12 protein-coding genes and 1 pseudogene are annotated in these 15,147 nt (G+C 70.7%); 8 read left to right on the top strand and 5 right to left on the bottom strand.

Annotated elements, in window-relative coordinates; translation table 11 throughout:
* Nucleotides 1-13 precede the first annotated feature (13 nt).
* A pseudogene (locus ACIA6A_RS03730) lies at nt 14-1,969 on the top strand (MMPL family transporter); the annotation flags it as partial.
* On the opposite strand, the gene ACIA6A_RS03725 reads toward ACIA6A_RS03730, so the two are convergent.
* A complete protein-coding gene (locus ACIA6A_RS03725; protein WP_396095839.1) occupies nt 1,968-2,900 on the bottom strand; it encodes a YhjD/YihY/BrkB family envelope integrity protein in 933 nt (310 codons plus the stop codon). The pseudogene ACIA6A_RS03730 and the gene ACIA6A_RS03725 sit on opposite strands and share 2 nt — an antisense overlap.
* Nucleotides 2,901-2,985: 85 nt before the next feature.
* Between ACIA6A_RS03725 and dxr the strand changes: the two genes are divergently transcribed.
* The 3 genes from dxr to ispG are packed head-to-tail and all read left to right on the top strand — an operon-like array spanning nt 2,986 to nt 6,624.
* Complete coding sequence (dxr, locus tag ACIA6A_RS03720; protein WP_396096440.1) at nt 2,986-4,197, top strand: 1-deoxy-D-xylulose-5-phosphate reductoisomerase; 1,212 nt, start codon at nt 2,986-2,988, stop codon at nt 4,195-4,197.
* Nucleotides 4,197-5,444 (top strand): M50 family metallopeptidase, encoded by a 1,248-nt coding sequence (locus ACIA6A_RS03715; RefSeq protein ID WP_396095838.1) that lies wholly within the window; start codon nt 4,197-4,199, stop codon nt 5,442-5,444. Before dxr ends, ACIA6A_RS03715 begins: the two co-directional genes overlap by 1 nt.
* A 7-nt stretch (nt 5,445-5,451) precedes the next feature.
* The gene (gene ispG / locus ACIA6A_RS03710; RefSeq protein WP_396095837.1) at nt 5,452-6,624 is read left to right on the top strand and encodes a flavodoxin-dependent (E)-4-hydroxy-3-methylbut-2-enyl-diphosphate synthase; all 1,173 of its coding nucleotides are present in this window, start codon (nt 5,452-5,454) and stop codon (nt 6,622-6,624) included.
* Between the two features lie 267 nt (nt 6,625-6,891).
* Here ispG and ACIA6A_RS03705 read toward each other — a convergent pair whose 3' ends face one another.
* Nucleotides 6,892-7,731 (bottom strand): GNAT family N-acetyltransferase, encoded by an 840-nt coding sequence (locus ACIA6A_RS03705; RefSeq protein ID WP_396095836.1) that lies wholly within the window; start codon nt 7,729-7,731, stop codon nt 6,892-6,894.
* 135 nt (nt 7,732-7,866) lie between these two features.
* On the opposite strand from ACIA6A_RS03705, the gene ACIA6A_RS03700 reads away from it, so the two are divergent.
* Nucleotides 7,867-8,460 carry a PadR family transcriptional regulator gene (locus tag ACIA6A_RS03700; protein ID WP_396095835.1) on the top strand — a complete coding sequence of 198 codons (594 nt, stop codon included), beginning with the start codon at nt 7,867-7,869 and terminating at the stop codon, nt 8,458-8,460.
* Between the two features lie 48 nt (nt 8,461-8,508).
* On the opposite strand, the gene ACIA6A_RS03695 is transcribed toward ACIA6A_RS03700, so the two are convergent.
* A complete protein-coding gene (locus ACIA6A_RS03695) occupies nt 8,509-9,471 on the bottom strand; it encodes an LLM class F420-dependent oxidoreductase (RefSeq protein WP_396096439.1) in 963 nt (320 codons plus the stop codon).
* Nucleotides 9,472-9,683: 212 nt separating this feature from the next.
* Between ACIA6A_RS03695 and ACIA6A_RS03690 the strand changes: the two genes are divergently transcribed.
* Genes ACIA6A_RS03690 through ACIA6A_RS03680 form a run of 3 tightly spaced genes read left to right on the top strand, consistent with a single transcriptional unit; the run spans nt 9,684 to nt 13,098 of the window.
* Nucleotides 9,684-10,364: an ATP-binding cassette domain-containing protein gene (locus ACIA6A_RS03690; protein WP_396095834.1), complete on the top strand. Its 681-nt coding sequence runs from the start codon at nt 9,684-9,686 to the stop codon at nt 10,362-10,364.
* Nucleotides 10,361-12,505, top strand: a complete 2,145-nt coding sequence (locus ACIA6A_RS03685) for a YhgE/Pip family protein (RefSeq protein WP_396095833.1) — start codon at nt 10,361-10,363, stop codon at nt 12,503-12,505. Before ACIA6A_RS03690 ends, ACIA6A_RS03685 begins: the two co-directional genes overlap by 4 nt.
* 5 nt (nt 12,506-12,510) lie before the next feature.
* The gene (locus ACIA6A_RS03680) at nt 12,511-13,098 is read left to right on the top strand and encodes a TetR/AcrR family transcriptional regulator (RefSeq protein ID WP_396095832.1); all 588 of its coding nucleotides are present in this window, start codon (nt 12,511-12,513) and stop codon (nt 13,096-13,098) included.
* A 40-nt stretch (nt 13,099-13,138) separates the two neighbouring features.
* Here the strand turns inward: ACIA6A_RS03680 and ACIA6A_RS03675 are convergent, their stop codons facing one another.
* Nucleotides 13,139-14,206, bottom strand: coding sequence for an ABC transporter permease (locus ACIA6A_RS03675; protein WP_396095831.1), 1,068 nt, complete (start codon nt 14,204-14,206; stop codon nt 13,139-13,141).
* Nucleotides 14,203-15,096, bottom strand: a complete 894-nt coding sequence (locus tag ACIA6A_RS03670) for an ABC transporter ATP-binding protein (protein ID WP_396095830.1) — start codon at nt 15,094-15,096, stop codon at nt 14,203-14,205. The genes ACIA6A_RS03675 and ACIA6A_RS03670 overlap by 4 nt, the downstream gene beginning before the upstream one ends.
* Nucleotides 15,097-15,147 lie beyond the last annotated feature (51 nt).

Raw genomic sequence — 15,147 nt, 5'->3', positions numbered from 1 at the left:
GTAAGACAGACACGTGTTCGGTTGGTGGGGCAGAGCGGTCGTCCGGGCCCGTCGGTGGGTCCTCGGTGCTGCCTGCGTTCTTGTGGTCGCCGGTGCGACCTGGGGCGCGGGCGTTTTCGGCGCGCTCACCGGCGGGGGTTACGACGACCCCGGCAGTGAGTCGAATCGGGCCGCGGCGGCCATCGCGCGGGAGTTCGGTCGTAGTGACCCGGATCTCATCGTGCTGTGGTCCAGCGACGCGGAGACGGTCGACGATCCGACATTCCGGAGCGCCGTCGATGCCGCGATCGCCAGGATCGGGGCTCTCCCCGAGGTGGGGCAGGTCGTCGAGCCCATGGTGAGCACCGATCGGCGTGCCACCTTCGCCGGTGTTCAGCTGCGGGCGGACGACGAGGACGACAAGGTCGCCGCCTATCACCGCATCGAGCCGGAGCTGGCCGCGAGCGGGCTGACCACCGAGGTCGGCGGCCTGGTGGCGTTCACGGACGAGGCCAACACGCAGACCGAGAAGGACATCACCCGGGCGGAGATCTTCTCGTTGCCGGTGCTGTTCGTCCTGCTCGTGCTGATCTTCCGGGGGCTGGTCGCGGCGCTGTCGCCGCTGCTCATCGGCGGGATCGCGATCCTCGGGGCGTTCGTCGCCGTGCGGGCGCTGACCTATGTCACCGACATCAGCGTCTTCGCGATCAACGTGATCACCCTGCTCGGGCTCGGCATGGCGGTCGACTATTCGCTGTTCGTGGTCAGTCGATTCCGCGAGGAGCTGGCCCGGGGGCGGGATGTGCCGGCCGCCATCCGGGTCACGGTCGCGACGGCCGGTCGTACGGTCATGGTGTCGGGTCTCACGATCGTCCTGGCTCTCTCCAGCCTGTTGATCTTCCCGCAGCCGTTCCTGGGCGGCATGGCGATCGGTGGCATGGCCGCCGTGCTCGTCGCGATGCTGGCCGCCCTCACCGTCCTGCCGGCCGGGCTGTCCCTGCTCGGGCACCGGATCGACAAGCTGCGCATCCCCCTGCCCCGGCGCGAGCACCCGGAGGGTTCCGGCGCGTGGGCGCGGGTCGCGCGCAGCGTCATGAAACGACCCATCCTGTACGCGGTGAGCGTGCTCGTCGTCCTCGCGGCGTTCGCGGCGCCCTTCCTCAAGGTCGAGTTCGGTGGTTTCGACGAGCGCGTCCTGCCCGCCGGCAGCCCGGCCCGGGTCGTGGGGGAGCGGATCGCCGCGGAGTTCCCCGGTGGCGGCGAGAACCCGATCAGCGTCTTCCTCCAGGCGCCGGCCGACGGTCTGGCGGAGCGGATCGCCGCCCTGCCGGACGTCACGGGCGCGACCGTCACCGCGCAGCAAGGAGCGGCCTCGCTGATCACGGTCACGTACCCGGGCACACTCCCGGGCGCGGAGGCGCGCGAGATCGTCTCCGGGATCCGGCACCTCAACCCGGAGGCCTTGGTCGGTGGGCGCCCGGCGGTCGATCTCGATCTGCTGGACAGCCTCTCGGCCCGGCTGCCGTGGATGGCCCTGATCATGGCGGTCGCCACCATGGCGCTGCTCTTCCTCGCTTTCGGCTCGGTGCTGCTGCCGATCAAAGCGGTGCTGATGAACGCGGTCTCGATCGGGGCCTCGTTCGGCGTGGTCGTGTGGATCTTCCAGGACGGGCACCTCGAGGGGCTGCTGCGCTTCGAGTCGACCGGCTTCATCGAGCCCAGCAACATGATCCTGGTGCTGGCGGTGCTGTTCGGGCTGGCCACCGACTACGAGGTGTTCCTGCTCTCCCGCGTCCGCGAGGAATGGGATCGCACCGGGGACAACACCGCCGCGGTGGCGAGCGGCCTGCAGCACACCGGCGGCATCATCACGGCCGCCGCGCTGCTGCTCATCACCGTGGTCGCGGGCTTCGCCACCGGCGGGGTGACCGTCATCAAGACCATCGGCGTCGGCATGATCGTGGCCATCGTCGTGGACGCCACCCTGGTCAGGGCGCTGCTGGTGCCGGCGACGATGCGGCTGCTGGGCCGGTGGAACTGGTGGGCCCCGGGGCCTCTGGGCCGGTTGTATTCCCGCTACGGGATCCGTGAGGACCAGGAGTCCGATCTCGTGCGCGTCTAGCCCTCTGATAGGCGCTGGCGCTCTGCGTGGCCGCGTACCCGGCGAGCACGATCACGTGGAAGAGATACAGCCAGAGCCCGACCGCGACCGTGCCACCGATCTCGGTGAAACCGCCGAACGGCACCCCGAGATCGAGCGGCAGCGAGCAGAAGAGCACAAAGCCGTGCAGGAACCCGGAGAGGTTCGCGGCGGTGAACGAGCCGACCAGCACGGTCGACAGCCACTCGGGCCGGCCGGGCGCGACGCCGCGGTACACCCAGATCACCACGGGGGTCAGCACCAGCCAGGCGGCCAGGAACGACAGGACCACCCCGGCCACGGCGTACCACCCACCGCGTACCCAGAGGCCGCTGGTCACCGGCAGCGCCATGAACAGGCTGAGCAGCAGTGCCGGGGCGGCCGCCAGCAGGGGCAGCCAGAGCACCCGGCCGCGCCAGCCGACCAGGGACTCACCGGGTTCCCGCAGCGAGACGAAGGCCCGGCGCAGACCCTCGCCGTAGAGAGTGGCCGGCAGCAGGCTCGCCAGGGCCAGCATCGGGGTCAGGTGCAACCCCGCGTCGATGAGCCGCGCCAGGGCCTGCGGCGCCCCGATGGCATCCGGCAGGGCGTCGATCGTGCGCCCGGTGAGCCGGCGTACCCGGTCCGGCCCGGCGATCAGCCCGGTGATCCAGATGGCGAGCAACGCCACCGGGACCACCGCGATCCCGGAGTAGAACGTCACAGCGGCGGCGTGCAGCGCCAGGTCACGCCCCCGCAGTGGGCGAAACGGCAAGGCCAGGGTCCGGCGCAGATTACGCATGCGCCTCACATACCCCATGCCGGGTCATCCACAATCCGCCGTTGTCCACAGCCTCGGCTCCGGCGGCGTGCGGGCGTCCGGGAAGATGGCAGCCATGCGTGAGCTAGTCCTTCTAGGTTCCACCGGGTCCATCGGCACCCAGGCCATCGACATCGTCCGGCGCAACCCCGACCAGTTCCGGGTCGTTGCGGTCGGCGCCGGCGGGGGCAGCATCGAGCTGCTCGCCGCCCAGGCGCTCGAGCTGGGTGTCGACGTCGTCGGCGTGGCCCGGTCGAGTGCCGTCCAGGATCTGCAGCTGGCCTTCTACGCGGAGGCGCAGAAGCGGGGCTGGGCCACCGGGGACTTCAAGCTGCCCAAGATCGTCGCGGGGCCGGACGCGATGACCGAGCTCGCCCAGTGGCCCTGCGACGTCGTGCTCAACGGGGTGGTGGGGAGCCTCGGGCTGGCTCCCACGCTGGCGGCCCTGCGCGCCGGGCGGACCCTGGCCCTCGCGAACAAGGAATCGCTCGTGGCCGGCGGCCCGCTGGTCAAGGCCGCGATGACCCGGCCCGGGCAGATCGTGCCGGTCGACTCGGAGCACTCGGCGCTGGCCCAGTGCCTGCGCGGGGGCAGCGATCGGGAGGTGCGCCGCCTGGTGCTCACCGCCAGCGGGGGCGCTTTCCGTGACCGGCGGCGCAGCGAGTTGACGAACGTCACGCCGGAGGAGGCGCTCAAGCACCCGACCTGGGACATGGGCCCGGTTGTCACGATCAACTCCGCCACCATGGTGAACAAGGGGCTCGAGGTGATCGAGGCGCACGAGTTGTTCGACGTGCCGTACGACGACATCGCCGTGATGGTGCATCCGCAGTCGGTGCTGCACTCGCTCGTCGAGTTCACCGACGGTTCCACGCTCGCGCAGGCCAGCCCGCCCGACATGCGGCTGCCCATCGCCCTGGCGCTGGCCTGGCCCGACCGGGTGCCCGGCGCGGCCGCGGCCGTCGACTGGACGCTCGCGCACAATTGGGAGCTGCGTCCGCTCGACGCCGAGGCGTTCCCCGCGGTCGAGCTGGCCAAGGCCGCCGGGCGCGAGGGCAACTGCCGGCCCGCGGTCTACAACGCCGCGAACGAAGAGTGTGTGGCCGCGTTCGTCGCCGGTCGGCTACCTTTTCTGAGCATCGTCGACACAGTGGCGGCGGTGCTCGCGGCGGCCCCCGATTTCGGCCCACCGGGTACCGTCGACGAGGTGCTCGCCGCGGAGGCGTGGGCTCGGGCCCAGGCACAGCGGATGATCGTGACTGCGGCTGAAGGAGCCTGATGCTGTATTGGTTGGGAACGGCGGCGTTCGCGCTCGCGATCCTGATCTCGGTGAGCCTGCACGAGCTGGGTCACATGATCACGGCCAAGCGGTTCAACATGAAGGTCACGCAGTACTTCGTCGGCTTCGGCCCGACGATCTTCTCGTTCCACCGGGGTGAGACGGAGTACGGCCTCAAGGCCATCCCGCTCGGTGGTTTCTGCAAGATCGTGGGGATGACGCCGCAGGACGAGGACATCCTGCCCGAGGACCAGCCGCGTGCGATGTGGCGCTTCCCGGTGTGGAAGCGGACGATCGTGATGTCGGCGGGCTCCATCACCCACTTCATCCTCGCGGTCGTCGCCATCTGGTTCGCCGCGGTCTTCGTCGGTCTGCCGAACCCGGCACTGCCGACGACCGCCGCCGAGCAGCGGGCCATGCCCGCGATGGTCACGGTCGGTGACTGTGTGCAGACGGTGATCAACGAGGCCGGCTGCCAGGCGACCGATCCCAAGGCGCCGGCGGCCCTGGCCGGGCTGCAGGACGGTGACGTCATCACCCGCGTCGGCACCGCCACGATCCAGAACTACGGTCAGCTGACCGACGCGATCCGGGCACTGCCCGCCGGTCCGGTCGCGGTGGAATACACCCGTGCCGGTGCACCGCAGACCGCGACGGTCGACCTCGTCACCGCCGAGCGCACCCCGATCGACGACCCGGACGGGCCGGTGACCAAGGTCGCCGTCGCCGGCATCGGGCCGGACACCGACGAGCCGGCCCTGGTCACGTACGGGCCGGGTGGCGCGTTCGGAGCCACCGCGGACTACAGCTGGACCATCGTGAAGGGGTCGTTCGAGGCGCTCGGACGGATCCCCGAGAAGGTCCCCGCGCTCTGGAACTCCATCACCGGCGACGAGCGTGACCCCGACACCCCGATCAGTGTGGTCGGCGCCAGCCGGCTCGGCGGTGAAGCGATCGAGCGGGGTGTGCCCGAGGTCTTCCTCATGATCTTCATCTCGCTGAACATCTTCATCGGGCTCTTCAACCTGCTGCCGATCCTGCCGGTGGACGGCGGTCACATCGCGATCGCCTGGTTCGAACGCGCCCGTTCGTGGCTCTACGCCCGGCTGAAGAAGCCCGATCCCGGGCGTGTCGACTACTACAAGCTGATGCCGTTGACCTACGCCGTCATCCTTATCGGTGGCGCGTTCACGGTGCTGACGATCACCGCCGACGTCGTCAACCCGATCTCGATCTTCTCCAGGTGAGTGTGAAATGACCGCAATCAGTCTCGGCATGCCCGCAGTGCCCCCGCCCCCGCTGGCGCAGCGCCGGCAGAGCCGCCAGATCAACGTCGGCGGGGTCCTCGTCGGAGGTGGCGCGCCGGTCAGTGTCCAGTCCATGACCACGACGCTGACCTCGGACGTGAACGCGACCCTCCAGCAGATCGCCGAGCTCACCGCGTCCGGCTGCCAGATCGTCCGGGTCGCGGTGCCCTCCCAGGACGACGTCGAGGCGCTGCCCGCGATCGCCCGCAAGTCGCAGATCCCGGTGATCGCCGACATCCACTTCCAGCCGAAATACGTCTTCGCGGCGATCGACGCCGGCTGCGCGGCGGTCCGGGTCAACCCGGGCAACATCCGCCAGTTCGACGACAAGGTCAAGGAGATCGCCAAGGCGGCCTCCGCGACCGGCACCCCGATCCGGATCGGCGTCAACGCCGGCTCGCTCGACAAGCGGCTGCTGCAGAAGTACGGCAAGGCGACCGCTGAGGCGCTCGTCGAGTCGGCCCTCTGGGAATGCTCGCTGTTCGAGGAGCACGGCTTCCGCGACATCAAGATCTCGGTCAAGCACAACGACCCGGTCGTGATGATCCGCGCTTACCGTCTGCTCGCCGAGCAGTGCGACTACCCGCTGCACCTGGGCGTGACCGAGGCCGGTCCGGCGTTCCAGGGCACGATCAAGAGCGCGGTGGCGTTCGGTGCCCTGCTCGCCGAGGGCATCGGCGACACCATCCGGGTCTCCCTCTCGGCCCCGCCGGTCGAGGAGATCAAGGTCGGCCAGGGCATCCTCGAGTCCCTCGGGCTGCGCGAGCGCGGCCTCGAGATCGTCTCCTGCCCGTCCTGCGGGCGCGCCCAGGTCGACGTCTACACCCTCGCCGAGCAGGTCACGGCGGCGCTCGAGGGCTTCCCGGTGCCGCTGCGCGTCGCGGTCATGGGCTGCGTCGTGAACGGCCCGGGTGAGGCCCGCGAGGCCGACCTCGGGGTGGCGTCCGGCAACGGCAAGGGCCAGATCTTCGTCAAGGGCCAGGTCATCAAGACCGTCCCCGAGTCGATCATCGTGGAGACCCTGGTCGAGGAGGCCCTGCGCCTCGCCGACGAGATGGGCGCGGACCTGCCCGAGGAACTGCGGGACCTCGTCCCCGGCCCCCGGGTGACCGTGCACTGACCCGTACTCGTTTCGTTCAGCCCCGTCCGGTCCCCGGGCGGGGCTGAACGCGTTCCAGGCCCGGGACACGCCGGGCGCACAGGGCTTCCGCTGGGGCCCGGCTTTCGCCTGCGCGGGGGCCGGGCCGCGGTGATCCCGGACGCCAACCACGCTCAGAGCGGGAGGGCCGAGGGCGGAGGCCGACGTGGAGCAGGCCGCTCTTCCATCGGGGAGTCGGCTCAGAGCGGGCGGGGCTCAGAGCGGGCTGGGCTCAGGGGTGGGCTGGGCTCAGAACAGGACGGTGGCGAAGCTGCCCTGCTGGACGAATCCGCAGCGGGCGTAGACCCGGCGGGCGGGGGTGTTGTAGTCGTTCACGTAGAGGCTGACGGTTGGTGCGACCCGGCGGAGGGCGTCGCGGACGACGGCGGCCATCGCTGCGGCGGCCAGGCCTCGGCCGCGGTATTCCGGGTCCACCCAGACGCCCTGGACCTGGGTTGTGCGGCTGGTCACGATGGCCAGCTCGGCCTTGAAAACCACCCTGTCCCCGACGAATCGGGCGTACGCGCGCTTGCCCCGGACCAGCTCGGCGATGCGGCGCCGGTAGCCGCGGCCGCCGTCGTCGAGCAGGGGTGAGACTCCCACTTCCTCGGTGTACATGGATACCGCGGCTGGGAAGAGCTGATCCACCTCGGTCGACCGGACGAGCCGTACCTCCGGGTCGGGTGGGATGGGTGATTCCCGGTCGGCGACGAGCAGGGGCTGGTTGGGGCGTACGTCGCGGGCCGGGCCCCAGTGGCCGCCCAGGCGTTCCCACAGGTCGAGTACCGCCTCGGACCGGCCGATGATCGACGAGCAGATCCGGGGGTCGGCGCCGAGCAGCTCAGCGAAGGCCGCGACGGCCGGGGGAGTGGCGCACACCGGGACCAGGTGCGCACCGGACCAGCAGAGCGACTCGACGCGCCGGCCTGATCCGTACCCGTAGATGCGGCCGTCGGATCGCCACCAGTTGAGCCCATGGGCTGCCACACGCTCGGCGATCTGAGCGCCGGCGTACGGGTCTTGGTCGAGGATCCGCTCGACCGTGGCCCGCTCGGACTCCCCGAGTTGGCGGATGGGCACAGTCAGCACAGGTAACAGATTGCCAGATGCGGAGCGTCTGACACCCCACCCGCCCCGCCGGATCCAAAAACCTGCCTCGGGAGACTTGTCGTCGACACGTTGCCGATATATCGTCTAACTATCGACAACAGATCGGAGAAGATCATGAGGCACGAACACATGCGTCACTTGCACGAGGGTCGGATGCGCGGCTTCGGGTTCCCGCCCGGATTCCCGTTCGGTGGACCTGGGCGAGGCGGCTTCGGTGGCTGGGGTCCGGAAGGTCCCGGCGGCCCGCGAGGTCCCCGCCGCGGAGGCCGCGGCAGCCGGCCCAACGTCCGCCCGGCGCTGCTGGCGCTCCTGCTGGAGCGTCCGATGCACGGCTACGAGATGATCCAGGAGCTGGAGAGCCGCACGGGCGGCATCTGGCGCCCCAGCCCCGGCTCGGTCTATCCGACGCTGCAGCTGCTGGAGGACGAGGGGCTCATCGAGGCGGAGGCCACCGGCGGCCGCAAGCGTTTCACGCTCACCGAGGACGGGCGGGCGGAAGCGCAGACCGCGGCGGAGAACCCGCCCTGGGCGCAGTTCAGCGATGACACGATGTCGCAGGTCGCGGACTTCCGTGACGCAGCGGTCGGCATCATGGACGCCCTGCGCCAGGTCGGTTTCAACGGCACCCCGGAGCAGCGCCAGAAGGCGCTCGAGGTGCTGAACGAGACCAAGCGCAAGCTCTACGCCATCCTGGCCGACAGCGAGTGACCCACCTTGGCAGAAGGCGCACCCCGCAGGGGGTGCGCCTTTTTTGTTTCAGCGGCCGAGGGTGGCGATCAGTTCCTTGAGGGCGGTTGCCCCGCCGGCCTCGAGCTCGGGCGTGGGGAGCAGGGCCATGACCGGGACGGTGACCCCCGCGTCGGCGTACCGGGTGACGTGGGCCCGGCATTCCGCGGGGGTGCCGTGGACGATGAGGTCGTCGACCACCTCGTCGGGGATGGCGGCGAGGGCGGCTCGCCGGTCGCGTGCGGCCCAGGCTTTCCACATCGGGGCCAGGGCCGGTTCCCGGCCGAGCCAGCGATGGAACTCGGCGTACGCGGGGACCGTGAGGTAGGCGGCGATCATGCGCCGGCCGACCGTACGGGCGTAGTCGCGGTCGTCGGTGGGGCAGACGAAGATGCGGGCCACGATGTCGAAGTCGGGTTTGCCGGTCTTGGCCTCGCCGAGGGCCTGGGCGACGTCGGTGGCGGCGAGCCAGTTGAGGATCACCCCGTCGGCCTCGGCGGCGGCCAGCCGCAGCATCCCCGGTCGCAGCGCGGCGAGCAGGAGCTGCGGGGGCACCGCCGGCGGACGTTCGAGCCGGAAGCGCCGGACCTGGAACGTCTCGTAGGCCTCGTCGACCGTCTCGCCGGCCAGCGCCGCCCGCAGGAAGCGGAGCATGTCGCGGCTGCGGGCGAACGGCTGGGTGAACTCCGCCGCGTTCCAGTCGTGGACGACGACCGGGGACGAGGCGCCGATCCCCAGCTGGAAGCGGCCCGGTGCGGCGTCGGCCAGCGCGGCCGCGGTCATCGCCAGCAGGCCGGGGCCCCGGGTGAAGACCGGGGTGATCGCCGTGCCGAGCCGAGCCTCGGGCTCCCAGACCGAGGCGAGGGTCAGTGGGGTGAAGGCGTCGGCGCCGTTGACCTCACTGGACCAGAGGTCGGTGAACCCGGCCTGGCTCAGCGCCGCATAGACCGAAGCGTGCTCGGCCAGCGAAACCCCACTCAGCGGAACGGTCATGCCCCATCGCGTCACCATGCCCCCGATCCTGCCCTCTGCCGGAGGCCGGGTCCACCGGGGAAAGTGAGGTCCGCCACCCGATCCATCGATCGATGGACATCAGGAGTAAGTTTTTGAACTGACCAGTCAGTTTAAAGTGGGTGAACAGCATGCCGGTTCTGACCGCGAGCGGTGCGGGCGTCCGCCACCGCCGCCGATGGCTCTTCCGTGACGTGCACGTCGAGGCATCCCCGGGCGAGGTGGTCGCGATCGTCGGGCCGCCCGGCAGCGGACGCACCACGGTCCTGCTGGCGCTCGCCGGGCGATTCAAGCTCTCCGCCGGCCGCGTGGACCTCACGGGTGCCGCCGCGCTGGGCTATGTGCCCGATGTCTCCGAGCCGGAATCCGTGTTGACCGTCGCTGAACACCTCCGGGAAAGGCTTCTGCTGGTCGGCCGCAGCCCCGCCGCAGAGGTCGACTGGCACGGTCTCGATCCGGCGATGCGCGGTTTCGAGTTGAGCCCATTCCAGCGGCAGGTCCTGGGTCTGGTGCTGGCCCGCGTCGGGGATCCGCGGCTCATCGCGCTCGACGTCACCGACGAGGGCATGAACGCCGATGAGCGCGAGCGGCTCTGGGAGCTGATCGCCGAGGTGGCGGCCGGCGGTGCAGCGGTCCTGCTGACCGCCCGCGAACTCGACGAATCCCGGGTCTCGACAGTCATCAGACTCGGCGGCTCCGAGCCGGCCGAGCCGGTCCAGGTGGCCGAGCCGGTCCAGGTGGCCGGGCCGGGCGAGAGGGATGGCGTGGCCGGGCCGGGCGAGAGGGATGGCGTGGCCGGGCCGGGCGAGAGGGATGGCGTGGCCGGGCCGGGCGAGAGGGATGGCGTGGCCGGGGAGAAGGGTGCGAGGAAATGACGGGATTGTCCAGTGTGCGCTTGGCGGGCTATGAGCTGCGCCGATTCCTCCGCGGCCGGCTGCCGGTTGCCGCGCTCGTTGTCATCTGTGTGATCCCGCTGCTCTACGGCGCGCTGTATCTGTACGCGTTCTGGGATCCGTACGGGAAGCTCGATCATGTCCCGGCCGCGCTCGTGGTCGAGGACACCTCCGCCACGGCGACCGACGGCACGCAGGTGCACGCCGGGAAGGATCTTGCCGACAAGCTGATCGAGCGGGAGGTCTTCGACTGGCACGTGACCGATGCGGCCGGCGCGGAGAAGGGGCTGGCCGACGGGCGGTACCAGTTGTCGCTGCGGATCCCGGGTGACTTCTCCAGGAACCTGACGAGCGGGCCCGATCAGGATGCCACGCCGCGGCCCGCGCAGCTTGTCGTCGTCAACGACGATGCCACGAACTACCTTGCCGGCGTCTTCTCGCGGACCGCGTTCGAGGAGGTCCGGGCCGCCGCCGCGCAGTCCGCCCAGTCCGGGTACTTCGACAAGATGCTCATCGGGTTCACCGATCTGCAGTCGCAGACCGCGCAGGCCGCCGACGGTGCGAAGAAGATCGACAACGGGCTGGTCGACGCGGAGAACGGTGCCGGCAAGCTCACCGACGGGCTGTCGGACGCGGAGAACGGCGCCGGGCGGCTCTCGTCCGGGCTCGGGACGGCCGCGAAAGGTGCCGACGATCTCGCCGACGGGCTCGCGTCGCTGCAGGCGGGGGCGGCTCAGCTTGCCACGGGTACGCGGCAGGCGGCGGCCGGGGGACGGCAGCTCGCGACCACGGTAGATGCCGCCGCCGACAAGGTCGAACCGGTGCTGCGCCAGAACTCGAGACTCATCCAGGATGCCGCCGACCAGATCGCCGACGGCGCGGAGCTGCTCTCCCGCAACGTGAACCGGCTCGACGCCGCCGCCGATGCCGCGGTCGGCAACGCGACCCGGCTGCAGAAGTACCTCGACGGGCTGCCGGACGAGACGCCGGGGATCGCGCCGGCTCGCTCGTACGCGAAGCAGCTTGTGGTCGACGCGAAGCGGGTGCGGTCGACGATCGACGGCTCGGACCTGACCGCCCTGAGCAAGCGTCTCCGGGCTGTCTCCGCGGATGCGCGCAAGGTCGCCGCCGCCGCGCCTCGCCTCGCCGACGACGTCGCGGCGGCCCGGGCGAGTGTGGACAAGCTGGCGTCCGGGCTCGGTGACCTGGCAACCGGGGCCGAGAAGCTCGACAACGGCACGGCGGAGGCCGCGTCCGGCGCGCGGGACCTGCGGGGCGGGATCTTCCAGCTCGCGTCGGGGGCGCGGGAGCTCGACAACGGGCTCGGGACGCTCGAGAGCGGCGGCCGGCAGCTCGCCGGTGGGCTCGGTGACCTGCAGAACGGCGCGGCCAAGCTCGCGTCGGGGCTCAGTGACGGCGCCGGCGAGATCCCGTCCTACGGCGACGACCCGTCGAACCGGGCGGATCTGCTGAGCAACCCGGTGCAGCTCGATCGCACGGTCCGGCACCCGGCCGCGACGTACGGGGTGGGCTTCGCGCCGTACTTCCTGGCCCTGGCGCTGTGGGTGGGCGCGATGATCACGTACATGGTGCTGCGGCCGCTCAACCGGCGCTACATCGTGTCCGGTGCGCCCGCGTACCGGGTCGCACTGGCGGGTCTGCTGCCGGCGGTGGCGGTCGGTCTCGCGCAGGCCCTGCTGTTGTTCGTGGTGGTGGTCTTCACGCTCGGTCTCAGCCCGGTGCAGCCCGTGCTCACGCTGGCTCTGCTGATGGCGACCGCGACGGCGTTCGCGGCGATCATGCAACTGCTCGGTGCGGCGCTCGGACCGGCCGGCCGCATCCTCGCGCTGGCCCTGCTGATGCTGCAGCTCACCTCGTCGGGCGGCACCTATCCGGTGCAGACCACGCCGGGCTTCTTCCAGGCGATCCACCCGCTGCTGCCCATGACGTACGTGGTGCAGGCGCTCCGCCACGCGATCGACGGAGGCCCGGCGGGTACGGTGGTGACCGGCTTCCTGGCGCTGCTCGGGTACGGCCTCGGCGCGCTCGCGCTCACGGTCGTCATGGCGCACCGCAAGCGTCGCCTGACCCCGTCCGACCTGCATCCGGAGCTGGTGATCTGACAACCGTGGACGGCCGACGGCAGAGACGTCTGGAGACCCGCAACCGGCTGTACCAGGCCGCGGTGGAACTGATCGCCGAAAAAGGCTTCTCCGCCACCTCTGTCGACGACATCGCCCAGCGTGCCCGGGTCGCCAAGGGCACCATCTACTACAACTTCGGCTCCAAGACGATGCTGTTCGAGGGGCTGCTGAAGCACGGCATCGACCTGCTCACCGAGGCGTTCCGGGAGGCGGTGGAGGGTCTGCCGCCTCAGGAGGCGGTGGCCGCGCTGGTCCGCGCCGAGCTGGAGTACATCCGCAAGTACCAGGCGTTCGCGCAGCTGCTGCTCTCGGAGATGTGGCGGACGAACCGGGAGTGGCAGCAGACCCTGGTGCTGCTGCGGGAACGGGCCATCGGGGTGATCGCGGAGACCGTCCGGGCCGGCGTCGAGTCCGGTGACCTCCCGGACGACCTGGACGTGCGGGTGGCGTCGTCCGCGCTGTTCGGGGTGGGTCTGGTGGTCGCGGTCGACTGGCTGGTCTTCCAGCCGGAGCGCCCGATCGAGGACGTCGAGCAGTCGCTGCTGGCGATCGTCCGCCGCCGCGTCGCCTGACCCGGCTTTCCGGGGGCGACGCGGCGGGCTCACGGACGGGTCAGCTCGACGTCGAGCGGCTGCGCCAGGCGGTGGCGAACGAGGTACGCCCGTTGGTGCGCAGCAGGGAGCCCTCGTACACCCGGGCGCCGATCCAGAGGAACACCGCCGCGGAGGCCGCCAGGACCACCAGCGCCACCAGCGGTTCCCAGACCGCGGTGTCGCCGTTGAAGATCCGGACCGGCATGGCGATCGGCGACGAGAACGGCACGTAGGACAGGATCCGCATCACCGGGTCGTTGTCGGTGAGGAACAGCACCGCGAAGAACGGCAGCATGACCGCCATCTGCAGCGGGGTGGACGCTCCGGCGATGTCCTCCTGCCGGGCGGCGAGCGCGCCGACACCGGCCCACAGTGTCGCCAGCATGACGAAGCCGAGGACGAAGAACGGCAGGAACCAGCCGATCGCCGGGCCCACGAGGCTCACCACCTTGGTGTCGACGTCGGCGATCTGCATCCCGGCGAACGCCACCAGCGCGATCAGCGCGATCTGGCCGAACGCGAGCAGTGTCATCGCGGCCACCTTGCCGGCGAGCAGGGCGCGCACCGGGATGCTGGACACGAGGATCTCGACGATCCGGGTCTGTTTCTCCTCGGTGACGCTCTGGGCGATCTGCATGCCGAAGGTGAACGACGTGATGAAGAAGAGGAACGCCAGCGCGAACGGCACGACGAACTTGAGGAACGGGTCGATCGCGTCCGGGTCGAGCAGCTGTACGGGCGGTGCGACGCTGAGCGCCCCGACCACGTCGGAGGGCTCCTCGTCCAGGGCGAGCACCGTGGGCCCGGCCACCACGGCCGCGTCGACGTCGCCGTCACGGACGAGGCGTTCGGCCCCGGCGTCGTCGGTCGCCGGGGTGACCTCGAAGCCGGCCTGCTGCAGCGCGGCCGCCACGGTCGGGTCGGCGGCCGCGACGGTGGTGGCGCCGCCGCTGAGCACGGCCGGCAGCACGGTGCTGGCGATCGCGATGAACAGGAAGAACACGGTGCTGAAGATGAATGTCTTGTCGCGCAGCTTCACCCGTACCTCGCGGGCGGCGACCAGTCTGGCGGCGGCGAACGTGGTCACTGGTTGACCTCCCGGAAGATCTCGGTGAGCGAGGGGGACACGGGGCCGAACGCGTGGACCCGGCCACGGGCCAGGGCCGCGCGCAACACCTCCTGGTCGTCGGTGCCGGGCGCGAGGTCGAAGACCGCCTCGGCGCCGTCGAGGTCGATGAGCGTCAGGCCGGGCTGGTCGCGCAGCCAGCCCGCGTCGGTGTCGACCTCGATGCGGAACCGTGGCATCGCGTGGTCGGCCCGGAGCTGGTGGCGGCTGCCGGCGGCCCGGATCGTGCCGTCCGCGATGATCACCAGGTCGTCGCAGAGCCGTTCCACCACGTCGAGCTGGTGGCTGGAGAACAGCACCGGCGCCCCGGCCGCGGCCCGGTCGCGCAGCACGCCGAGCACGACGTCGACGGCGAGCGGGTCCAGGCCGGAGAACGGCTCGTCGAGCACGAGCACCTCGGGGTCGTGCACGAGGGCGGCGGCGATCTGCACCCGCTGCTGGTTACCGAGGGAGAGCTTCTCCACCGGTTCGCCGGCCCGTTCGGTGAGGCCGAGGCGTTCCAGCAGCGCGGCGGTGCCGGTGGCGGCCGCGGTGGCGGTCATGCCGTGCAGCCGTCCCAGGTAGACGATCTGGTCGGTGACGGTCATCTTCGGATAGAGGCCGCGTTCCTCGGGCATGTAGCCGAAGCGCTGTCGCAGCTCGCGGGTCAGCGGCCGGCCCTGCCAGCGCACCTCACCCGTGTCCGCGGCCAGCACGCCGAGCATGATGCGCATGGTGGTGGTCTTGCCGGCGCCGTTCGCCCCGACGAAACCGGTCATCCGTCCGGCGCCCACGTCGAACGAGACGTCCTTGAGCACCTGGCGGTCCCCGAAACTGCGGCTGACGGCGTCGACACTCAGCACGTTGGTCATACCCCAACGCTAGAGCTGATCTTGGTCGGCCGCGTCCGGCTCGCGAAGGAC

It is taken from the genome of Actinoplanes sp. NPDC051494, from assembly GCF_044454705.1.
Classification (GTDB): Bacteria; Actinomycetota; Actinomycetes; order Mycobacteriales; family Micromonosporaceae; genus Actinoplanes.
The sequence above is the reverse complement of the archived record's forward strand: the minus strand, read 5'-3'. Positions and strand labels throughout refer to the sequence as shown.